At 61.4% G+C, this 21,838-nt stretch carries 20 protein-coding genes; 14 read left to right on the forward strand and 6 right to left on the reverse strand.

Going from position 1 to position 21,838, the window contains the following annotated elements; translation table 11 throughout:
* The first annotated feature begins 28 nt into the window (after positions 1-28).
* Entirely contained in the window at positions 29-1,474 is a 1,446-nt protein-coding gene (locus ACI3KW_RS01455) for a leucyl aminopeptidase family protein (protein WP_404846611.1), read from the forward strand.
* Positions 1,471-2,505: an Ldh family oxidoreductase gene (locus ACI3KW_RS01460; RefSeq protein ID WP_404846612.1), complete on the forward strand. Its 1,035-nt coding sequence runs from the start codon at positions 1,471-1,473 to the stop codon at positions 2,503-2,505. The genes ACI3KW_RS01455 and ACI3KW_RS01460 overlap by 4 nt, the downstream gene beginning before the upstream one ends.
* Before the next feature lie 59 nt (positions 2,506-2,564).
* Here the strand turns inward: ACI3KW_RS01460 and ACI3KW_RS01465 are convergent, their stop codons facing one another.
* Together ACI3KW_RS01465 and ACI3KW_RS01470 are read right to left on the reverse strand one after the other, a co-directional pair.
* Positions 2,565-3,527 carry a dihydrodipicolinate synthase family protein gene (locus ACI3KW_RS01465; protein ID WP_404846613.1) on the reverse strand — a complete coding sequence of 321 codons (963 nt, stop codon included), beginning with the start codon at positions 3,525-3,527 and terminating at the stop codon, positions 2,565-2,567.
* A 388-nt stretch (positions 3,528-3,915) separates the two neighbouring features.
* Complete coding sequence (locus ACI3KW_RS01470) at positions 3,916-4,890, reverse strand: LysR family transcriptional regulator (RefSeq protein WP_404846614.1); 975 nt, start codon at positions 4,888-4,890, stop codon at positions 3,916-3,918.
* A 134-nt stretch (positions 4,891-5,024) separates the two neighbouring features.
* On the opposite strand from ACI3KW_RS01470, the gene ACI3KW_RS01475 reads away from it, so the two are divergent.
* Positions 5,025-6,080 (forward strand): nucleoside hydrolase, encoded by a 1,056-nt coding sequence (locus ACI3KW_RS01475; RefSeq protein WP_404846615.1) that lies wholly within the window; start codon positions 5,025-5,027, stop codon positions 6,078-6,080.
* A 294-nt stretch (positions 6,081-6,374) separates the two neighbouring features.
* Here ACI3KW_RS01475 and ACI3KW_RS01480 read toward each other — a convergent pair whose 3' ends face one another.
* Positions 6,375-6,551, reverse strand: coding sequence for a hypothetical protein (locus ACI3KW_RS01480; RefSeq protein ID WP_162740279.1), 177 nt, complete (start codon positions 6,549-6,551; stop codon positions 6,375-6,377).
* A gap of 348 nt (positions 6,552-6,899) precedes the next feature.
* Here ACI3KW_RS01480 and ACI3KW_RS01485 point away from each other — a divergent pair, with 348 nt between their 5' ends.
* The 10 genes from ACI3KW_RS01485 (at position 6,900) to ACI3KW_RS01530 (ending at position 18,798) form a co-directional block, all read left to right on the forward strand.
* A complete protein-coding gene (locus tag ACI3KW_RS01485) occupies positions 6,900-8,528 on the forward strand; it encodes an ABC transporter substrate-binding protein (protein ID WP_404846616.1) in 1,629 nt (542 codons plus the stop codon).
* A gap of 75 nt (positions 8,529-8,603) precedes the next feature.
* Positions 8,604-9,635, forward strand: coding sequence for an ABC transporter permease (locus ACI3KW_RS01490; protein WP_404846617.1), 1,032 nt, complete (start codon positions 8,604-8,606; stop codon positions 9,633-9,635).
* The gene (locus tag ACI3KW_RS01495) at positions 9,619-10,524 is read left to right on the forward strand and encodes an ABC transporter permease (RefSeq protein WP_404846618.1); all 906 of its coding nucleotides are present in this window, start codon (positions 9,619-9,621) and stop codon (positions 10,522-10,524) included. The genes ACI3KW_RS01490 and ACI3KW_RS01495 overlap by 17 nt, the downstream gene beginning before the upstream one ends.
* Before the next feature lie 3 nt (positions 10,525-10,527).
* Positions 10,528-11,490, forward strand: coding sequence for an ABC transporter ATP-binding protein (locus ACI3KW_RS01500; protein ID WP_404846619.1), 963 nt, complete (start codon positions 10,528-10,530; stop codon positions 11,488-11,490).
* Positions 11,487-12,497 (forward strand): ABC transporter ATP-binding protein, encoded by a 1,011-nt coding sequence (locus ACI3KW_RS01505; protein WP_404846620.1) that lies wholly within the window; start codon positions 11,487-11,489, stop codon positions 12,495-12,497. The genes ACI3KW_RS01500 and ACI3KW_RS01505 overlap by 4 nt, the downstream gene beginning before the upstream one ends.
* Positions 12,494-13,501 carry a DUF6282 family protein gene (locus ACI3KW_RS01510; protein ID WP_404846621.1) on the forward strand — a complete coding sequence of 336 codons (1,008 nt, stop codon included), beginning with the start codon at positions 12,494-12,496 and terminating at the stop codon, positions 13,499-13,501. Before ACI3KW_RS01505 ends, ACI3KW_RS01510 begins: the two co-directional genes overlap by 4 nt.
* Before the next feature lie 11 nt (positions 13,502-13,512).
* Positions 13,513-14,508, forward strand: coding sequence for a DUF6282 family protein (locus tag ACI3KW_RS01515; RefSeq protein WP_404846622.1), 996 nt, complete (start codon positions 13,513-13,515; stop codon positions 14,506-14,508).
* Complete coding sequence (allB, locus tag ACI3KW_RS01520; RefSeq protein ID WP_404846623.1) at positions 14,508-15,914, forward strand: allantoinase AllB; 1,407 nt, start codon at positions 14,508-14,510, stop codon at positions 15,912-15,914. Before ACI3KW_RS01515 ends, allB begins: the two co-directional genes overlap by 1 nt.
* A complete protein-coding gene (locus tag ACI3KW_RS01525) occupies positions 15,905-18,163 on the forward strand; it encodes a GAF domain-containing protein (protein WP_404846624.1) in 2,259 nt (752 codons plus the stop codon). Before allB ends, ACI3KW_RS01525 begins: the two co-directional genes overlap by 10 nt.
* Positions 18,160-18,798, forward strand: a complete 639-nt coding sequence (locus ACI3KW_RS01530; protein WP_404846625.1) for a response regulator — start codon at positions 18,160-18,162, stop codon at positions 18,796-18,798. The genes ACI3KW_RS01525 and ACI3KW_RS01530 overlap by 4 nt, the downstream gene beginning before the upstream one ends.
* Before the next feature lie 131 nt (positions 18,799-18,929).
* On the opposite strand, the gene ACI3KW_RS01535 is transcribed toward ACI3KW_RS01530, so the two are convergent.
* The 3 genes from ACI3KW_RS01535 to ACI3KW_RS01545 form a co-directional block, all read right to left on the reverse strand.
* A complete protein-coding gene (locus ACI3KW_RS01535) occupies positions 18,930-19,760 on the reverse strand; it encodes a hypothetical protein (RefSeq protein ID WP_404846626.1) in 831 nt (276 codons plus the stop codon).
* 3 nt (positions 19,761-19,763) lie between these two features.
* The gene (locus tag ACI3KW_RS01540; RefSeq protein WP_404846627.1) at positions 19,764-20,099 is read right to left on the reverse strand and encodes a hypothetical protein; all 336 of its coding nucleotides are present in this window, start codon (positions 20,097-20,099) and stop codon (positions 19,764-19,766) included.
* A 502-nt stretch (positions 20,100-20,601) separates the two neighbouring features.
* Positions 20,602-20,940, reverse strand: a complete 339-nt coding sequence (locus tag ACI3KW_RS01545) for a helix-turn-helix transcriptional regulator (protein ID WP_404846628.1) — start codon at positions 20,938-20,940, stop codon at positions 20,602-20,604.
* Positions 20,941-21,256: 316 nt separating this feature from the next.
* On the opposite strand from ACI3KW_RS01545, the gene ACI3KW_RS01550 reads away from it, so the two are divergent.
* The gene (locus tag ACI3KW_RS01550) at positions 21,257-21,826 is read left to right on the forward strand and encodes a TetR family transcriptional regulator (protein ID WP_404846629.1); all 570 of its coding nucleotides are present in this window, start codon (positions 21,257-21,259) and stop codon (positions 21,824-21,826) included.
* The last annotated feature ends 12 nt before the right edge of the window (positions 21,827-21,838 follow it).

Genomic DNA, 21,838 nt, shown 5'->3' on the forward strand with positions numbered 1-21,838 from the left:
CTCGACGGGATTATGCGTGAGGGAACAGATGAACGTGATTTTTGAGGCATCCGGGGCCTCCGGCACCGCCGGTACGGTGGCCAAGATACTGAACCCGGGGAGCTTGGGCAGCTTCATCAAATCGGCCGCCCGGCCCGAGCGCCTGTCGCGAATTCTGCGCGCGGAGGGCTTTGCCGCCGACACTGGCGACCTTGCAGTTCTGCTGGCGCCCGAGGGGCGTGAAGAAGACAGGCTCGTGCTGGTCGGCGTGTCGGACGATGCATCGGTGTTCGAGGCGCAGGCGGCCGGAGCGCGGCTGGCGGTCAGATGCCTCGATCTATCGGGAGGGTTGGCGCTGAGCTGCCCGGAAGGACTCGACGTCACCCTATTTGGTGAGTTCGTCTATGGCTTTCTGGTGCGTTCCTATCGCTTCGACATCTATCGCAGCGACCAGGATACGGGTCCCGGCCGTCTCACGCTGTTGGACTGTCCCGAGGCTGTGGTCGATAGTGTCAAGCGCCTCCAGATTGCCGCCGAAGCCACCCACAGCGTCCGCGACCTGGTCAACGAGCCGGGTAACATGCTGCCACCCCTGGAGCTCGCCGCGCGGATTGAAAGACTTTGCGCGCCCCTTGGCATCGCGGTCGAGATCCTCGAGGCCTGGAAACTGGAAGAGCTCGGGGCCAACCTGGTGCTGGCCGTGGGACAGGGCTCGGTCAATCCGCCCTGCATGGTGGTGCTGCGCCTGAAAGGCGAAGGCGCAACGGTCGGTCTTGCCGGCAAGGGCGTGACCTTCGATACGGGCGGCATCCACATCAAACCCGTCGCAGGCATGTGGGAGATGAAGAACGACATGGCCGGAGCGGCGACGATCGCCGCCAGCATGGCCGCAATGGCCCGGCTGGGGATCAGGCGCCCCGTCGTTGCGGCGCTGGGTCTTGCCGAGAACATGACGAGCGGCTCGGCGAGTCGGCCCGGTGACGTGGTGAAGAGCCTCGCCGGCCCCAATGTCGAGATCCGCAATACCGACTGCGAAGGCCGTCTGGTGCTTGCCGATTGCCTGGCCTATCTCCAGCAGCGCTTTGCGCCCAGCCAGCTCATCGACGTCGCTACCCTGACCTATGCGGTGCAGATCGGCCTCGGTCCGCGCTATGCCGGTGTTTATGGCAATGATCGTCCCGCTATGGACCGGTTACTGCAGGCGGCGCAAAGCACGGGCGAGCTGGCCTGGCCCATGCCTGTCGATGCAGGGTTTCACGACGAGCTGAAATCCGATTTCGCCGATTTCGTGAACTGGCCGGGCGTAACCTACGGCAATGCCTCCATTGCCGCGGCCTTCCTTGAGAAATTCGTCTCCAAGGAAACGTCGTGGTTGCATATCGATATCGCCGGTCCGGCCTATGCGCCAAACGGCAGTCCGCTGAGCCCGCCAGGCGGCACCGGCTTCGGTCTGCGCATGCTGGTGGATTATCTTGCCGGGGAGAGCGTTGCATGAGCGGCACCACAATTGCCTTTGCCGACCTGCAGAACCGCATCTGGGCAATCCTTACTGGCGCCGGCATGAGTGACGTCCAGGCCGATGCCGTGGCCCGGGTCATCGCGGCCGGCGAACGGGATGCCTGCAAGTCGCATGGCATTTTTCGCATCGAAGGCGTGTTGCGCACGCTGAGGGCTGGCAAGGTCCGTGGCGACGCCGTGCCGGCGATTGCCGATCTTGAAGACGGCGCCATTGTCCGGATCGACGGACAGCATGGCTTTTCCAGCCCAGCCTTCGAGCTGGGTCTGCCCCTGCTGGTCGACCGCGCCAAGGCGCTTGGCCTTGCCGCGATGGTGATAAACGACTGCACGCATTTTTCAGCGCTGTGGCCGGAAGTGGAGGCCGTTGCGGGCCACGGATTGGCGGCCATTGTCATGTGCCCCAGCTATGCCACCGTCGCGCCCTGGGGCGGCAGCGAGCCGCTATTCGGCACCAATCCCTTTGCCTTCGGCTGGCCACGGCAGCAGGTCGAACCCTATGTGTTCGACTTTGCGACATCCGTCGCTGCGCGCGGCGAAATCGAGCTGCATCGCCGCGCCGGAACGCCGCTGCCGCAGGGATGGGCCATCGATGCCCAGGGCGAACCCACCACCTCGCCCGAAGCGGCACTTGCTGGCGCCATGCTGCCGTTCGGCGGGCACAAGGGATCGGCGCTGAGTACGATGATCGAGCTCCTGGCCGGTGTCATGATCGGCGATCTGACCAGTGCCGGCGCGCTCGAGGCGCTGGGGACCACGGCCCTATCGCCGGCCCATGGCGAGCTGGTCATCGCGTTCTCCCCCGAGCGTTTCGCTGCTGGACGCCCTGGGGACCCGTTCGCCCGGGCCGAAACACTGTTTGAAGCCATTGCGGGGCAGGGCGCCCGCCTGCCGTCACAGCGCCGCTTTGCAGCGCGGCGCAAAGCGGAGACCGAGGGCATCGTGCTGACCGAGGCCGAGCTGCAGCATCTCGATCGTTTGGCGGCGCTCGGGCTGGCGGCAGCCGACTGACAGAAAAAGAAAGGCCCTCCGGCAAGGGAGGGCCTTTAGCCGCAGGTCAGGGAGGAAGGCTACGGCTTGGTGGTCTGGACGGCGCCGGGCAACTGGCTCCAGGCGGCGTACCAGGTGTTGAATTGCTCGAACTGCGCCTTGGCCCAGGCGCGCTGGCTGGGCGACAGCTCGTCGGTGGCATTGAAATGCAGCTTGTACGCGGCCTCGCCTTTCAGCTCGAGCATGTACTTGTAGTAAAGCACGAGATCGGTGCCCTCATCCCAGCTCGACAGCACATCGAGTGCCTCGCCCAGTTCACGGGCGCGGGTCCGCGCATCGATGTCGCCAGCGGCGGCGGCCTTGGACAGGGCAACCAGATGGAGGATTTCCCGGGGTAGGGCGTTGCCGATGCCGGTGATCGTGCCGGTGGCGCCTGCCTTGACATAGCCGTGATAGACGCCGGTATCGACACCGGCCATCAGGATGACGGTGTCATCGCCGCTGGTAATGTGCTCGGCAGCATAGGTCATGGCGGCAGGGCCGCCGAATTCCTTGAAGCCCACCAGATTCTTGTATTTGGCGCGCAGGGAGAAGAACAGGTCGGCCTTGGTCTCGAAGCCATAATGGGGACTATTGTAGATCACGGCCGGCAGATCGGGCGCTGCCGCGAGGACAGCCTCGAAATGGTGCCGCTGTGCCGTCGCCGAATTGCCGCGCGACAGCACGCGCGGAATGACCATCAGACCGGCGGCGCCAACCTGCTGGGCATGACTGGCAAGTGCCACAGCCGACGCCGAATTGATGGCGCCCGTACCAACGATCACCGGCAGGCCAGCCTGGACCAGCCGCGCCACGCCTTCCTGACGCTGGGCATCAGTCAGCAGCGGCCAATCACCCATCGAGCCACAATAGACCACGGCCGACATGCCCGCCGCGATCAACTCGCGGGCTTTGCGAACCAGCGCCTCGAAATCGGGTGTACGGTCGGCCTTGCATGGTGTCATCAGGGCCGGGATCACGCCGGTAAAGATCTCAGTGTTCATCGTATCCTTGTCCATCTCAGCGCCACCAAAGCGGCCGCACGCCTAGCAATTTTTACAAGTATAATCTTTGTATTCTGTTTGTCGACAGTGAATCCGCCGCTCCCCTATTTGTTGGTTCTGGCCGGGCATAGGGCTGACTGTGCCGTGCTGTATGTCGATGACAAAGACGATGAGGGACCCTGGAACCGAGCGGCGGCCAAGGAGCCTTACGGGTCACTAGGGTTCTCCGAGATCGATCGGCTGTGTAGCCGGGCCGTCGACTTTGCAGCGAAAAGGCGATCGTTTCGAGCGCTACGATCTCCGCAACAAGGTGGGCGCCTGCGCATCTATTAGCATCCAAAACTCGAATTGCACCGCGTGCGAAGCCATTGGCTTGCGCTCGCCTGCTTTACCGTCGCCCCTTTTGTCTTGTGGTGCTTCCACCTGGCATGGGCCGGAACACGTCCCTCTGGCGATAGGGAAAACAGTAAAAGCCTTCAAACTCACTTACCAGGAAGTCGATGAAAGCTCGGATGTGGGGATTGGCGAAGCGGTGGTCGTGGTAAAGGACGGTTACCGAAGTCGGGGCGGTGGTCCAGGCGGGCAATACCTCGATTAGGTCACCGGTTGGAACATGTTCCTGGGCGAAGAACTCTGGGAACAGCCCGATGCCATAGCCTTGCAGGACGCACACTTTGGCCACCCAATTATCGTTGGCACGCAATGGGCCGCGCGGTTCGATCAACTGACTGGCCTGACCATTTTCTAACGCCCATGGGATAATGCCCGACGGGCCTTCGCCGGAGATCAAGTCGTGCTGTCGCAGGTTGTCGGGATGCGTGGGCGTTCCTCTTTCTGCCAAATAGGTGGGGGCCGCATAGAGGCGGCTGACATAACGTGAGAACCCACGGGCAACCAGATTTGCTGTCCCCAGGATTGCCGGTAAACCTGAACAGATCATGCAATCCAGGTCGGTTTCACGCGACAGCAACCTGCCCAGCGGCATGACATGTAGATCAAGTGACACTTCCGGGTGCGACCTCGCAAACCGGAGCGATAGAGGCGCTAGTAGGTTGGTGGACAGTTCATCGGTTGCTCCCACACTCAGGCGCACGCTTTGTGCCGGCTTTTCGCTCGCCACAGAATCCAACGCGCGCGTGTAGGCGAGGTTTACCTCCTCGGCATGCCTGAGGAACGCCCAACCTGCCTTCGTGGGCGTCAGACCAGCGGCCGAGCGGATCAGCAGTGCGGTGCCGACATCATTTTCTAGACGTCTTAGCCGGTGGCTTAGTGTTGCTTTGGGTAGGTTCTGTTCGCGCGCGGTGCGGGACAGTGAGCCCGATGAAACCACCCAGGCAAAAGCCCGCACATCGTCGATCTGCATGGTCTACCCCGTTCAATAGCTTGAACGAGCATCCACGAATACATAGGCCTGACAAGCCTGTTTTCCTGAGGAATAGTCTTGAAGTCGTCAATCCCAGCCGTACTCGACGGACTTTACCCGTTCAAGGAATCCGCATGCTCAAAATTCTTCGCTCGTGTTCGGTGCTTGCGCTCGCAACTCTCGCGCAGCCGGCATTTGCTGCCAAGTTCATCTATGATCAGGATCTCACAGGCCCCGGCGGCACCGCCGTGCAGCCCATCTTGCTGTTCCTCAATAATCCCGACGTCGAGCTGCTCGGCATTACCGGCGTCGTCGGAGACGACTGGCTGGCAAAGGGGGTGGCCCACACCTTGCGTTTTCTCGAGATCGCCGGGCATCCCGAGATCCCGGTCTATGCCGGCGCCAGTGAGCCGCTCGTCAACACGCCCCAGCGCATGGCAATCTGGGAGAGCGTGTATGGTCCGATCAGCTGGAAGGGAGCCTGGAACAATTACGAGGACAAACCTGCCGACTTTGATCCAGGTCTGGCGCCCGACCTTGCCGAAGGCAACCCCAAGATTGTCGTCCAAGACTTGTCCGCAGTCCAATTCATGATCGAACAGGTGCACAAGTACCCGGGCGAAGTGACGATCGTTGCCGGAGGGCCGCTAACCAATATAGCCTTGGCCGTGCGTCAGGATTCCGAGTTTGCAAGCTTGGTCAAAAGCGTTGTGATTTCGAACGGGCCGAAGGCCGATTTCGACGTCGCCAGCGGCGAAGTCAAATCGATAGATGCTTTCAACACCGTTTTCGACCCCGAGGCCGCCCAGATCGTGCTGACGGCCGGCTTTGCCTCTATCGTCGTCACTGGCCTGGTCAACACTACCGTGATGGTCGATGCAGAGCTGGTCGAAGATATGACCCAACCCAACTCCGCGCTCAGCAGCTATCTCACCGAGAATGCCTGGATGGACCTGCCGCTGTGGGATGAAGTCATCGCTGCCGTAGCGATCGATCCGAGCTTGATCGTTCGCAGCACCACGATAAAGGCTGCGGTCGATACTAATTTTGGCCGATCCTACGGGCAGATGCTCTCCTTCAAGGATGATGTGGAGCCGGGGATAGGCGCTGGCGAAGTCAATGTCGCTCTTGAGTTGGACGCCCCCCGCTTTCGCACTATGTTCGTCGACGCGGTTACCGCGGCCGAATAACCGGCTCAGGCAGGCGCGCTGAAATCGCCCGCAGCCGTTGATGGCAAGGTTGCAGAGACGCTGCCAGGGTGATGATATTTTCCCATTCCTGGCACCCGTCGCATCGAACGCCTGGAAGAAAATGTTGGTGCGGCCAGTCTCGTGCTGCCGGCGGATGATCTGACCCGGATCAGCGAGGTTTTGCCCGAGGGTGCATTCGGTGCCCGCTATGCCGGCAACATGGTTCCCGCCTGGATCTGACTAGACGCGGCGGCGCTCAGGCGCCGCCGTTCGACGTTCGGCACGACTGAGAAACTAAGACCAAACTTCATAATCCTGGCCCGCGAAGCCCTTCTCCCAGGCTTCGTCCCAGTTCGCCTCGTCCGCATTCTTTTTGCCGCGATGCGGATTGGTGCTTTTGTCCTTCTCGGAAGCTCCGGCGGTCCACCCCGCCAAGCGAACCTGCTCGACGTGACGTTTGTCATCTTGCACTTGTCTCTCCATTCTGTTTCTCAGTCGTCAAAGGCGACGACCTGCCGTGGCTTTAGGGGGTGGCAGGGACCAAGGCCAATCCTCGCCTGAGTGTATGTGCCCACAGGCTGCTTTTGGCTGCAACCTCGATAGCCGCTCCGGCCCAATGGGCACTGCGCCGACTCGGACGAGCGCATTCCCCTCAACGTTGCCATTGCCGATCGAGATCAGGCCATTTTCGATACCAAGGTATCGGTGATTGCGCCGAAGTTGAACTGGTCGCCAGGCTGGCTTCCCGCCACCATCCAACCATCGATGAAAGACCGGCGCCGCGGAAGCGGCCGGCTCCTCAGTGATGGAAGGAAGGCAATGCAACGCTCGGATTTTCTGTCGCCCTTGGCGGCAATGCTGATGGTTTCGGCCCTTTCGGGGCCGGCGCTCGCCCAAACGGCCTTTGCACCGGCGCCGCTGACACCGGAAGACGTCGGGTCCGGCCCGCGGCTGATCTATCTCCATAATGAGTATCCAGCCACGCTCGATCCGCAGAACACGTCCGCCTTTGTCGGCCAACTGGCCATGGAGATGTTCGATACGCTTGTCACCTACGAGATCGATCCGGCGACCGGCATTGCCGATCAGACCAAAATCGTGCCGCGTCTAGCCGAAAGCTGGGAGATTTCGGACGATAACAAGACGCTGACCTTCCATCTCAATCCGACGGCCAAATTTTGGGACGGCTCCGCCGTAACGGCCGAAGACGTCTATTGGTCCATCGAGCGTGCGCTGGTCGGCCGTATGGGTTGGGGTACGACCCAGATCGAAACGGGCGGCATCTTCGCGGTCGATCAAATGGAAATCGTCGATCCGCAGACCCTCAAGATCACCTATCCCGATGGCCTGGGCCGCTATTCACTGCGCAACTTCGCATCCATGTCGCTGACCGTCATGTCCAAGGCCGCCTGCGAGGCCGGACGCGGCGAGGGTGATGAATGGTGCGTGGACTGGATCAAGACCCATGCCATGGGCTCGGGCCCTTACATGCTGGGTGACCAGCAGAGCGGGGAATACATTATCGCCGTTGCCAACAAGGACTATTGGGGTGACGCAAAACCCTATTATTCCGAGGTTATGTTCCGCGTCGTGCCCGACGCGCAGACCCGCATGCTGCTGCTCGAAAGCGGCGAGGCCCAAATCGGCTTCCTGACACCCAATGAATATTCGGTGCTGCAGAACTCGCCCAATGCCAAAGTGTTCAGCGTGCCCTCCCAGCAGGATGTCGCCGTTCTGCGCTGGAAACCGGACACCGCGCCGTTTGATGATCCGAAAATCCGCGAGGCCGTTATCAGGGCGATCCCTTATGACCGGCTCGTTGCCGAAGTCTGCCGCGGCTTCTGTACGCCGGTGCAAAACCTTGTCGGTGTGAATACCCCCGGCTATGCCGCCAATCCGCTCTTCACCACCGATATCGAAGCGGCCAAGGCGCTGGTCGCCGAAAGCGGTTATGCTGGCAATGTACCCGGCTTCGAAGTTCCGGTGGTCAATGGCTCCACCAATATGGCCGCCGGCATCATCATCCAGGATGCGCTGCGCGAGATCGGTCTCGACATGCAGATCAAGCCGCTCACCCAGAATGCCTTCGACGATATCGCCTGGGGCAAGCGCGACCTGAAAGTGTCTATCCACTCCATGGGCCCCTGGTGGAACGACTTCATGTACTGGGCCTATTGGATGTATCGCAGCGACAGCGCCACCAACCACATCCAGTATTCGAATCCAACGCTCGACAAGGATGTACTGGCAGCACTGCTGGTCCCGCAGGACGACGAAGCCGACTACATGGTGCTGCAGAACGAGGTGCTTGGTATCCTCAACGGTGAGTACCTTGCCGCGCCGCTCTTCCAGGTCAATTGGAACGTCGCAGTATCGAGCCAGATTTGCGACGTCAACAAATTCCCTTGGGGCACCATAGCTTTCTCCTGGCTGCGCCCCTGCGCCTGATCTCCCAAGGCGAACCGGCTGCACCGGACCTCCATCCGGTGCAGCCAATCTCCCCGTAAATCAGGAGACACAGCGATGCGCATTCCTCCCCTGGCGATCTATATATTGCGGCGACTGGCCATCAGCATCGTCGTGTTGGTCGGCGTCTCGGCCGTCGCCTTCTCCATGGCCTACCTCCTGCCTTCCGACCCCGTCACCGGCCGCTATCCTGACATTACCGATGCGCAACGCGCAGAAATGCGCCGCCAGATGGGCCTCGATCAGCCCCTGGTCGTCCAATATGTGCGCTATATGGAATCGGTCTTTCGCGGCGATTTCGGTAAGTCTTTCGGCACGGGTAATGCCGTTGGCCAGGATCTCGCCATCCGTATTCCAGCCACCCTCGAACTCGCCATTTTCGGCGTCGCCTTCGGCCTGCTTGTTGGTCTCCCGATGGGGATGCTGGGGGCAGTCTATCGCGGCGGCTGGATTGATCATGTCACACGCGTGCTTAATCTGCTGGCCCAATCCATTCCCGCCTTCTGGCTCGGCGTAACCTTGATCTTCTGGCTCTATTTCCAGTTGCGCGTCGTGCCGTCACCAATCGGGCGTTTGTCGCCAATGCTCAGCGCACCGTCAGGGGTTACCGGGTTCTACACAGTGGATGCCATGCTGGCCGGCCGCTGGGATGTCGCGTGGGCCGCGCTGCGCCAACTCATGCTTCCTGCCTTCGTGCTCGGGCTCGGCGTCGTTTCGCCCGTCGCCCGCATCACCCGAGCGGCCATGAGCAACGCGTTGAGGGAGGATTACATCACCTTCGGTCGTGCCCTCGGACTCAAATCGCGGCAGCTCATACTGGGTGATGCCTTTCGCGGCGCCATGATCCCCATTGTCACTACGCTCGGCTTCATCGTCGCCAATGTGCTGGCGGGCGCCGCCATCGTCGAAACGGTCTTTGCCTGGCCCGGCCTCGGCCGTTACGCGGTCACCGCCATCACCACCAGCGACATGGCGCCGGTCTCCACCTGCATTCTCTTGATCGCCTCAAGCGTGGCTGTCGCCAATCTTCTCGTCGATGTTTCCTACGCCTTCATCGACCCCCGGATCCGCAATGAATATGCACAGTGAGCCGATGAGAATTCCTGTTCCGGCCACGCGCCAGCCCTCGCCTCGCTTCGCCTGGCGGCGCGTCTATCACGGGATTTTCGGGGGCGATGCGCTCGGTTTTGCTGGGGCCGCGCTGCTTGCCCTGCTGATCGCCGTCGCTGTTATCGGGCCGCTGTTGGTCACGCAAGACCCGCTGTTGACGACGCCCAAGACACTGCTGGCGCCTTCGGCGGAACACTGGCTCGGCACCGACCATTTCGGCCGCGATGTATTTTCGCGCACCGTCACTTCGCTACGAATCGACTTTATTGTGGCTGGTGTCGGCGTTGCCGGTGCTGTGCTCATCGGCTCTTTCATCGGCCTGGTATGCGGCTATCTCGGTGGCTGGCTCGATGAACTGGCGATGCGGTTTGTCGACATCGTCCAATCGTTCCCACTATTGCTCATCGCCATGGTGCTCATCCTGGTCATGGGGCCGGGCCTGGAGAGCATCATCGTCGTCACTGTGCTCATCAATATCCCCACCTATGCCCGTGTCATTCGCGGCGAGGCGCTGAGCCGCAAGACGCTTGAATATATTGACGCAGCGCGCTGCTCTGGAGCCAGCGAAGCATCGATCATCTTTCGCCATCTCATGCCCAATACGCTCTCGCCCATTATCGTCCATGGCAGCCTCAATCTGGCAGCGGCCGTTGGCAATGTGGCGGCGCTCTCCTTTCTCGGCGTCGGCATCCGCCCGCCCACGCCCGACCTCGGCGTCATGGTCGCCGAGGGGACGAATTATCTCATCCAGGGTGCCTGGTGGATGAGCATCGGACCGGGCCTGGTGCTTGCCGCCACCATCTTCAGTCTCAACCTTGTCGGCGATTGCCTGGAAGGCCGCCTCGATCCACGTAGGACGGAGGGCTGAGCCTTGGCGGACATTCTTTTCTCCCTGGATGGCCTGAGCATTGACAGCGTGCGCGGCGGTGAGCGCCGGCGCATTGTCGACCACATGGATCTGAGGGTCGAACGCGGCGAGCTCTATGGGCTGGTGGGCGAAAGCGGTTCGGGCAAGTCCATCTCGATGATGGCCAGCGTCGGGCTGGCCGCCAGCGGCCTCGATATCACCGGCGGTACCGTGCGCTTTGGCGATCACCTTCACCCGGCAAACGAGCAGAAGGCCCTGCGCGGCAATCTTGCGCGCGGTGTGTCGCTGCTGTTCCAGAACGCCAAGGGCGCGCTCAACCCCTTCATGCGGATTGGCCATCAGGTGGAGCGCGTGGTGCGCCAGAACCGGCGCGACCGCGATGTTGCCCGGGAAGTCGAAAGCCTCTTCCGCGTAGTCGGTCTGAACTGGCGCGACCTAGGACACAAATATCCGCACCAGCTCAGCGGCGGTCAGGCACAGCGTGTCGCCATGGCCTGTGCGCTGGCCACCGAGCCGGCGCTACTCATCGCCGATGAACCGACCACGGCGCTGGACGTGACGACCGAGCGCGAGATGCTGCGGTTTCTCGCCAGGCTTTGCGCCGAGCGCGACATGGCCATTGTGCTGATCGCGCATAATCTTTCGTTGGTCTCGGAATATTGCCGCTCGCTCTCAATCATGCATGCGGGGCAGGTAGTCGAGGCGGGCAATCTCAAGTCGATCTTCGCCAAGCCTCTGCACCCCTATACCCAGGGGCTCATCAAGGCCGTGCCCGATGTCGATGCCCCGCGCGAGCTGGTGCCGTTGATCGGCTCGGTATGGGGAGGCCCCGAGGCCATTGAACGTTGTCGGTTCTCACATCGCTGCCCCCATGCTCGCAGCCAATGCGAGCAGGGGCGTCCACCTGCACTCGAGCGGGACAATCGCGCCGTTCATTGCGTGCTCTATGAGGAGGTGCCCGCATGAGCGCCACCCCGGCCTTATCCGTCCTGAACCTCACCAAGCTGTTCTTCGACCCGAGCCAGCCCCAGGCGATCAGCGTGGGCGTCCGTAGTGTTTCGTTCGACATTGCGCGTGGCGAGGTCGTTGGCCTTATAGGGGAAAGCGGCTGCGGCAAGACTACGCTTGGACGCTGCGTCGTCGGCCTGCAACAGCAAGACGACGGCGACGTCATTGTTGATGGTTCGGTCTTCTCCGGCTTGTCGCCGCGCGAGAAACGTCAGTTTCGCAAGGCCATCCAGATCGTCTTCCAGCGACCAGAAACATGCCTCAATCCGCGCATGTCGGTTTTTACCTTCGTCAAACAGGCCATGCGCAATTTCGACACCGTGCCCAAGGGGCAGGAGAGGGCGCGGATGACCGAACTGGCCCAACTGGTCGGGCTCAGGGATGAGGCGCTTGACCGGTTTCCGCACCAGCTTTCGGGCGGGGAGCGCCAGCGCGTCGCTATCATGCGGGCACTGGCCTGCGAACCCTCGGTGATTGTGCTCGACGAGCCGACATCGGCGCTCGACGTTTCGGTTCAGGCGCAGGTACTGCGCACGCTCAAGGACCTGCAATCGCGGGTGGGCACCAGTTTCCTCTTCATCAGCCATGATGTGGCCGTGGTCCGCTATATCTGTTCGCGGGTCATGGTCATGTATCTGGGGGTGGTGGTCGAGGAGGGGCCGAGCGAACAGGTGCTCGCCCGGCCCTGCCATCCCTATACCAAGGCGCTGCTAGCCGCAGCGCCGCGCATGGCGCCCCTGGCCGATCCGGGGCTATCGCTGCGTGGTGAACTGGTGCTGGGCGATGTGCGGCCCGAAGAATGCCCGGTTCGCGCTCGCTGTCCGCTCGCCCATGAGCGCTGCCACCAGAAGCCACCCATGACCGAACTGCCCGGCGGACAACGCTCCGCGTGCTGGCTGGCTGCCGATCTTGCCGCGGAATATTACCAATCCACTCTCGATCTCCCTCAGAAGGCATCGCAATGACGACCACCGAGACATTCTACAACCGCTCAATGGAGCTGCCGTCCGAGCTTCTGGTGGGCGCCATCGACAGCCATGTGCACGCCGGCCCGGTGCTACGCTCAAATCCCGGCCACCAGGACCCATTCGAAGTGGCCATCGAAGCCCGTGAGGCGGGGATGCGCGCCATCGTCTACTACGATGTCTTCGGCTGGGCCTCCGGCACCGCCTGGATGGTCAATCGCCACGTGCCGGGCATCAAGACATTCGGTGGCTATCTGATGAATTCCGCGCATGGCGGGCTCAATCCGCGCTCGGTGCGCACGGCTCTTTACATGGAAGAGGGGTGCCGGTTCATCAGTTTCGGGTCTCACTGCACCTATTTCTCGGCATCCCGGGAATCCACCATCATCGATGGCGAGTTGGTCCCGTTCAAGGATGCCTATCCTGAATTCGCCAAGGAGGAGCTTTCCCGGGCCATTCGCATTCCCGAAGAAGGGCCGATCTCGGATGACCTTGCAGAAATCCTGCAGATGGTCGCCGACCATCCCGATGTCTATCTCAACACCGGCCACGTCTCCGGCCCTGAAGTCATGCGTATTCTCGACCTCGCAGAAGAGTTCAAGATCGGCAAGGTGCTGATCGCCCATCCGGCGCGCCAGCAGCTTTCCATCGACCAGCAGAAGGATGCGGCCCGCCGCGGTTTCTTCCTCGAAGGGTGCCTTGTCGACTGGCTCTACCCCCATGCGCCGCGCACGCACTATTACGTCGAGAAGAAATACATGGACCGCTCGGGCGACCTGCCGCGTGTCCGCCGTTCGGCCGCCCAGTGGATGGCCGATATCCGCGAGGTTGGCCCGGAATATTTTGTGCTCGGCACCGACTATGGCATCCGCGCGGCGTCTTCGGCCGTGCAGGGCATGCGCACCATGATCACGACGCTGCTCGACTATGAGTTCACGCCGGACGAGATCCGCACCATGACCGCCCACAACCCCGCCCGCCTGATCGGGCTCGATCCCCTGTAAGGAGCGGCGCCATGGCCACCTACGAACCCTTCTACAACCGCACCATGGAACTGCCCGAGGAACTCCTCGTCGGCGCCATTGACAGCCATGTGCATGCCGGTCCTGTGTTGCGCTCCAATCCCGGCCATTTCGACCCCATCCAGGTCGCCGAAATGGCCCGCGCTGCCGGTATGCGGACCATTCTCTATTACGACGTCTTTGGCTGGGCTTCCGGTACCGCCTGGATGGTCAATCGCTATCTCAAGGATTTCCGCACCTATGGCGGATATCTGATGAACTCGAGCCATGACGGCATGAATCCACGTGCTGTGCGCACCGCCCTTAATATGGGCGACGGCTGCCGCATGATCAGTTTCGGATCGCACTGCACCTATCATTCGGCATCAACGGAATCGGCGTTGGTCGATGGCAAGCTCGTCCCCTTCAAGGATGCCATTCCCGGCTTTGCCGAAAAGGAACTGGCCCGCGCCATCCGCATCCCGCTCGATGACGAACCGGTGCCCGACGCACTCAAGGAAATCCTCGATATGGTGGCAGAGCACCCCGAGGTTTATCTCAACACCGGCCACGTCTCCGGCCCTGAAGCCCTGCGTGTGGTGGAGCTGGCGCAAGCCGCCGGCATCAAGAAGATCCTCGTGGCCCATCCGGCCCGAGCGCTGCTGACGGTCGAGGAGCAAAAGAATCTCGCCGCCAAGGGCGTGTTCCTCGAAGCCTGCGCCGTCGATTTCGGTGGCCCCTGGATGCCGCAGACACACTACTATGTCGAGCGCGAGCTCATGGACATGGGCGCCGTGGTGCACGGCCGTGCGATGAGCTGGCTGCAGGGGATACGCGATGTCGGCCCCGAGCAGTTCGTGCTCGCGACCGACTATGGCGTGCGCGTGCTGCCTTCGCCCATCGAGGGCATGCGGATGATGATGTCCATGCTGCTCTATTTCGGCTTCTCCGTGGAAGAGGTGCAGACCATGACGGCGCATAATCCTGCCCGGATGATCGGGTTGGATTAATGGTCCCGCCCGACCTCTATGTCCGCAATGGCCTCGTGGTCACCTCCGGCGGCAGCTTCGAGGGTGGGGTCCTTGCGACCGGCGGGCGGATCGTCGAGCTGGTGTGGGGAAATGCGGACCATGCCGCCAGAGAGACGATCCACGCCAATGGCCAGCTCATACTGCCGGGCCTGGTGGACCCTCACGTCCATTTCTCCGAGCCAGGACGCGGGCATTGGGAGGGCTTTGCCACCGGCAGTCGCGCCGCAGCCGCAGGCGGCGTAACGACCGTTATCGAAATGCCGCTCAATGCCTCGCCACCGACAATCAATGCTGAGGCTTTGGCGATGAAGCGCCAGGCCGCGCGCCAGAGCACGGTAGACTACGGGCTGTGGGGCGGGCTCGTGACCGATAATCGCACTGACCTTGCCGATCTTCATGCGGGCGGCGTCAGCGCGTTCAAGGCGTTCATGTGCACCGGCTCCTTTGACTTTCCGCGCGCCGATGACCAAGTGCTCGAAGGCGGGATGCAGCAGGTGGCCCGGCTCGGAAGCCTCATTGCCGTCCATGCCGAAGACGAGGCAATGACGCAGCGATTGACGGCCGATCTCCGTGCCGCCGGCCGCAGGGATCGGAGGGCCTGGGGCGAGGCGCGGCCGATCGGGGCCGAACTTTCAGCCATTCGAGCCGCCATCGAGATGGCGGAGCGGACGGGTGCGCGCCTTCACATTGTCCACGTTTCCTGCGCTGCGGGGATCGATCTTGTTTCTGCGGCAAAGCGTCGTGGCGTGCTGGTTACAGCGGAGACCTGTCCCCATTATCTGGTGTTCAGTGAGGACGATCTGGAACGCCTGGGACCTGTCGCCAAATGTGCGCCACCCCTCAGGGCTGCCGCTGACGTCGAGGCACTCTGGGAACGGGTCTTGGACGGCGCCGTCGACGTTATCGCGTCCGACCATTCGCCGTGCCTTTGGGTAGAAAAATCGCAGGGCGAAGACGACATCTTCGAGGCGTGGGGTGGCATTTCCGGGCTCCAGTCCACGCTACCGGCGCTGATAACCCACGGCGTATACGAGCGCGGGCTTTCGCTCACCGCCCTCATCCGCATGACCTCGACCAATCCTGCCAGCATCTTTAGGCTCGGCGGCAAAAAAGGCGATCTGGCGCCCGGATGCGATGCCGACATCGTTCTTGTCAATCCCGATGCCCAATCCATCCTGAGGCGAGGCGACCTTTTCTACCGCAACCGCCACTCTGCCTATGTCGGCTCCATGATGCGCGGCGCCGTAACGCGAACGCTGCTGCGTGGCTTGACGATCTTTGCCGAGGGGCAAATCATGGACGGCGCACCCGCCGGCCAATTCCTGCCTGGCGCCGGTGCAGATCAAGGCACGAATATGGAAGGACCGGTCAGCCAATGGGTCTAGGCGGATCGACCAACGGACCGCCGCTTTCGGCAGCTCCCGTTCGACCTCTCTATCGCGACGATGAAGACGGGACGCAGGCTCTACGCCTCAAGCGCTTCCGTTCGGTCGAAATCCCGGCGGCCGCTCGCAAGGACCTGCTCGCCCGGCTTGAACGCGCCGCTCGCGTCATCGGCGCAGGCTGGGCCGCCCTACTGGTCGAGGCTGGCCAGACGACCGAAGTTGTCACGACACCCGATACACCGGCCTCTCTTCATCGGCTTCTCGCCGATATGCGCTATGCCGCCGGCACCATGTCAGCGCCGCCGGCCTATGTGGTGCAACGCGCCGCAAGCCAGGGTTTTGTATTGGTCATGCGTCCGGTGGCCACCACTGGCGAAGTACAGGGGCACGTGCTTCTCGGCTTTCCCCATTCCAACCGGCCGCGCGGCGACTTCGACGACAGCGTGGCACTGGTTGCCGACGATATCTCGGCCTTCCTCGAATCCCATTCGCTGACCGGCCGCATGGATCGGGTGCATAATCACCTCTCGTTGATCCATCGCCTGGGGCAGATGGTCACTTCCATACGCGAACGAGAACAGCTTTTCGCCAAGATCACCGAGCTGGTCTACGCCTCCCTCGGCTTCGATCATGTGCAATTGCTGCTGATCGACGAGGACCGGCAGCGGGTCTCGCTGGTCCATGCCGCCGGGCCCCTCGCCGAGAACCTGCTCTCGGCCGGCTTCGGCGAAGAGGTTGGTCGCGGCATTATCGGTCGGGTCGCCCATACCGGCTATATGTGGATGAGCCAGAATGTGAGCCAGGACGCTCATTTCGTTTCCAACGCGCTGCTGCCCAACACTGCTTCCGAGCTTGCCATGCCGCTACGTCTGGGGCACCGGGTCATGGGTGTCCTCGACATCCAGAGCGACCGGCCCGATGCCTTCCGCCAGAATGATATCCTGCTGCTCCAGACCGTCGCCGATCAAATTGCTCCGGTCATCGAACAACATCGCCTTCTCGCCGCCGAACGCCGGGAACGCGAACTGGCCAATACGTTGGCGGATGTGTCGCGCATCATTTCGTCCCGCCTCGATCCGCGGCACGTGCTGGAAGCTGTGCTGATGCAACTGGGCCGCGTGGTACCCAATCGCGGCAGTCGCGTCACGCTGATGGGCGAAGACGGCCGCATGCGCGTCGTAGCTGCCAAGGGTTACCCCGACGACGGCCTGGTCAAGCGCCACAGTTTCGTTCCATCCGCTGCGCCCCTAAGCCGGCCCGTGATCGAAGCACATCGCACGCTCATCATCGACGACGTCCGCAACGAACCCGATTGGGTCTGGCAACCCGGCACGGAGCAAATCGTTTCGTGGTGCAGCGCGCCGCTGGTCCACGGCAATGACTGCATCGGCTGGCTCTGCGTCGATTGGCCGGAGCCCGGCTTCTTCTCGACCGAACATGGCCGCGTCGTTCGTGCATTTGCCGACCAAGCGGTTGTGGCCATCGAAAACGCCCGCCTGTTCGAGCGGGCAAGAGAACTTAGCGATATTCTCGAATATAAGGTTGCGGATCGCACGCGGCTATTGCGTGAAGCCCATGACGAGATCGCCAATAAGGCTCGGGAGCTACATGCATTGTGGCGACGGGTTGTTGATGTGCAGGAGCGCGAGAGACAGCGCATAGCCTACGATCTCCATGATAGCGTTGCCCAGTCGATCATGGCCGCAACGTACCAGCTCCAAACCATCCGCAAGCGCCTGCGCGGGGACGAGGACCTCGACCATCGTCTGACAGAATGCCAGGCCACGCTCGATGCCTCACTGACCGAGATGAAACAGATTATTTACGCCCTGCGACCCAACGTCCTCGACGAACTAGGCCTTGTCGCGGCGCTCGAAAACTATGTCAGTGCCCTTCCACAAAGCGCCGAGCTCGTCGCTAGTCTTTCTGTTCGCGGAACCCCCGCTGCCCTCAACCCGGAGGCCGAACTGGCGATCTTCCGCATCGTGCAGGAGGCCTGCCAAAATGCAATCCGCCACGCCGCAGCGAAATCGCTCACACTCCATCTCACCTATAGTGGCCGATCAGTTGATGTCCGCATTGTCGATGACGGCCACGGGTTCGTCTTCGATGACGCAAAAATGGGACTGGGCCTTGTCGGCATCCGCGAGCGGACTCAAGTCGTCGGAGGCGCCCTCACCATCAAGACCGCGCCCGGCGAGGGTACCCTCGTAATGTTCTCCATTCCTCTGGAGGCAAGTGCGGCATGAGCATTCGAGTGATGATCGTAGACGACCATCAAATCTTCCGCATGGGCGTCAAGAGCCTGCTCGAAGACGAGGCCGATATCGAAGTCGTCGGTGAAGCCGGCAATGCGCAGGACGCATTGACGCTTGCCGAAAAGCTCAAGCCCGACATCGCGACCGTCGATATTCGTCTCGGCGGCATGGATGGCATCCAGCTCGTCCGGGCCTTGAAGGCGCGGCCGGCGGCACCCCGGTGCATGATCCTGTCCACCTACGAGGACCGCCAATATCTTGTCGGCGCGTTGGAGGCTGAGGCCGACGCATACCTTCTCAAATCTAATTCCTATGAAACTCTGCCGGCCGCCATCCGCCAAGTATATGGCGGCACCTCGATGCTGTCGCAGGAACTGATCTCGGTCATGATGGACGAGTACAAAAGGGTGGCATCCCAGCAGATTCAGCGCGAAAGTGGCCTTACCCCGCAAGAGGTTCGCATGCTGCGCCTCCTTGCCAAAGGCGGGCGCTCGCTCGATATCGCCAACGAACTAGCGCTGACCGAGATTACAGTGAAGCGCAAGGTGCAGGAGATAACCATCAAACTCGGCGCCGCCAACCGCGTCCAGGCCGTCGCCGAAGCAATAAGGCGCGGCGTGATATAGGTGTTGGGAGCATGGGATCCAGTCGTGCCTCAGGCTGGTCCGGCCGAGATAGGCCCAACCAAACTCTTCGGTGACCGAGGCAAAGGCGCGGGCAGTTTCCGGCCACACGCCGAAGACGAAAACCTTACGATTCAATATCGTAGGTTGGCGGTCGGCGCATGTTGGAAGCCTGGCGTCTCATCCGGGATTGTCGGCACCGTCTCGGCTTCGTCCGTGGCCCGGCGAAGCGACACACCTTCGTTGGGATACGCAGCTCCCACTGGTAGGCCAGCCTGATCGACGGTTAGTACACCTACCAACTCGGGGTCAGCGGCGTGGATATAGTTTTCGGCGCGATCCAGTGCGGCGGCCAGGCTGTCACGAATACCTACGGCAGTCATATCCTGGGGAAGTCCTCGCACCGATAGATAGTCCTCGGCCCGCAGCGATAGCGAGCGGCGGCGGATCTCATCGATGATCCTTTGGGGCGAGTAGTTGGGTGGCTTGCCTGATGCGGCAAGTACAAGCGGCCCCAGCGGGCAATACCGCTGGTCGATCGTTATCAGATCGATATGGTCCCGAGCCTTGCTTCGGCTCGACGCCGCTCCGACCTTGTTAATCGCCAGGTCGGCCGTATTCAGCCGCACACCCCATTCTGGGTCACGAACGAGTGGAAAGTATCGATATCGGGTCTCGCTCATCCACTGCAGCATGGTATCGTCCCCATCTCTTGAGACAGTGCACTCAACGACGCCATAGATGATAATGTCGACGGAGACTTTGAACCCGGCGCTCTCCAAGGCCGCAATATCCTCCTTGGCGGTCGCCACGATCTCTTCGTCGGTGTCGTGGAAAATATCCAGGTGGTCCGTCAGCCGGAACCAGTCCTTGTTGAGGACTGCGCCGCCAGCCATGTAACTGGTGTCCGAACGATTGGCGGCGATAACCGCCATCACTTGCTTCTGCAGCGAGGTGAGTGCCATGGCTTACGCCATAGCCGCGGAATAAAGCCTGCGCCCTGCAATGAAGGCCTTCGCGTCGCCTCGGTCCATCAATGCCTTGCCCAAAACACGGGCCTTCTCATCCACGTTCTGGAGGCGGGACAGGTCAATATTGTCCAGCACCCTGACGCCATAATCGCGGACGGCCTGGTCAATGCTCTCCTGCAGGCGATCGCGGCGAACACGGTAACTGCTTCGCATGGCTGACGCCTGAGCTAGTATTTCCTCGCGTGAGCCAGCAGGAACCAGCACCTCGACGCGAACCAGATCCGCGCCGGCACCACACTTTCGATATCGCTTGATCCGATCCTGAACGCTCATGGCAACTCCTTTTCTGACACAATAGGCGTATCCCGGATACGTTTCAAGCTGGCGCCAGAATCCACGCGTTTTGGTCGTCGTGCTTCCCAACGGAATGGCTGAAACAACCAAGCTCAAGATTCTCTGGAGGAATGCATATCCGGGCGTCTACGAACCCCTTACCCGCCCCCACCAGCCTTGATCCTTCATCTGCCGATATTGAGAAGCCTGTGCCGTCGCTAATGTGAGTTGGGGCGAACTGTTGCCTTCCATTTTCCAAGTGAGGCGAACTGTCGAGTGCTTCGCTGCCAATTTGAGGCGAACTAAATTCTTAGCGCGCTGATTTAGCTATGAATTTTTGTGGCCGAAGTACAGGGAGATCGCATCGGTACTATCAAGATAGGAGCGGCCATAATTGAAGACGAACTGGCCGCTGGCGCGCGTGAGGAGCCCGGCAACGATGGGCTCCGTCTGCTCGGGCAGCCATACCCAGACATATGCCTGGTTTGGGATATCGCTTGCCCTAGAAGTCATCATTCACCTTGCCAGTCGAGGCGCGCACGGCCTGCGGTAGCAACGTATTGACGGACTGGGCTTCGCTGGCCTTCAGGGTCATGCCGCGCGCATCCTGGTCGAACAGGCGCAGTCCCACGACGGACGCGACCTCGAAGGCCGCGCCGATGGACGCGCCAATATCCCCTTTTTCAATGCGGTGGACCAGCCCGCGCGACATGCCCGCCCGCTCGGCCACTTCGCCAGCCGTCATCCGGTGCTCGACGCGCGCGCGCCGGATCAGAAGGCCGAGCAGTTCGGCCGCTTCTTTGGCATAACGGGAGATTGGGCGGTTTGCCGGCTTTGGCATGCGTGCTCCATAAATAGATCACGAGGCTAGCTCGTGTGCCATTTATCGAGAAGCTATCCAGCCTGACGCTGAAACTCAATGGTTGTTCTATAAATAGAACATAAGGCGGGTTTGAGTTGCTTTAATAGGACAACTGAATGCCGCCCTCAAGGAGGGAGGGGGCGCGTTGACCCGTTTCAGTCGTTCATCGCCGTCCGCAGCTGCCCAAAGCTGCCACTCGAAAAGCTGCCGCTCTTGGATTGCGGCCTGATCGATTATAGACGAAGCGTTCGACTTGATTTATAACCATCCGGACGGAAATATATGGGTAACGTAAGTGGGACGAAAGCGCGTCATTGACCAGCAGGCTATTCTCGATGCTGGCGAGGCGGTGGTTGCTCGACTGGGTGCCGCCAGTTTGACATTGGATGCCGTGGCTGCCGAGGCCGACATTAGCAAAGCCAGTGTCATTTATGACTTCAAGACCAAGCAGAACTTGATCGAGGCGATTGTGGAGCGGGCCTTTCGGCGCGACCGCGAGCATCACGCCGCTGTCGAGGCAGACCTTGCCTCATCGAATAGTCTCGCCATTCGCGGGCGCATAAAGGTCGCGGAAGAGCCGCCGCCAGAAAACTTCAAGCCCGTGGCCCTGGGCCTCAGTATGGCTCTGATACTCGACCCTGCCTTGCGTGCGCGCATGCAAAAGAGCCAGGCGGAAACGATCAGTCGGATCATCGAGACCGCCTCGTCCCCACGCGGTGCCCTTCTGGCCTATCTAGCCTTAGAGGGGCTGAAGTTCCTCGAGTATCTGGATTTCCACCATTTCGCCCCGGGCGATCGATCGCGGATAATTAATGAGATCGATTGGCTGGTGACCGCAACCCCGGACGACACAGCCGACAGCTAGAACTCCAAAACG

This window comes from Devosia sp. ZW T5_3, assembly GCF_044987315.1.
Classification (GTDB): domain Bacteria; phylum Pseudomonadota; class Alphaproteobacteria; order Rhizobiales; family Devosiaceae; genus Devosia.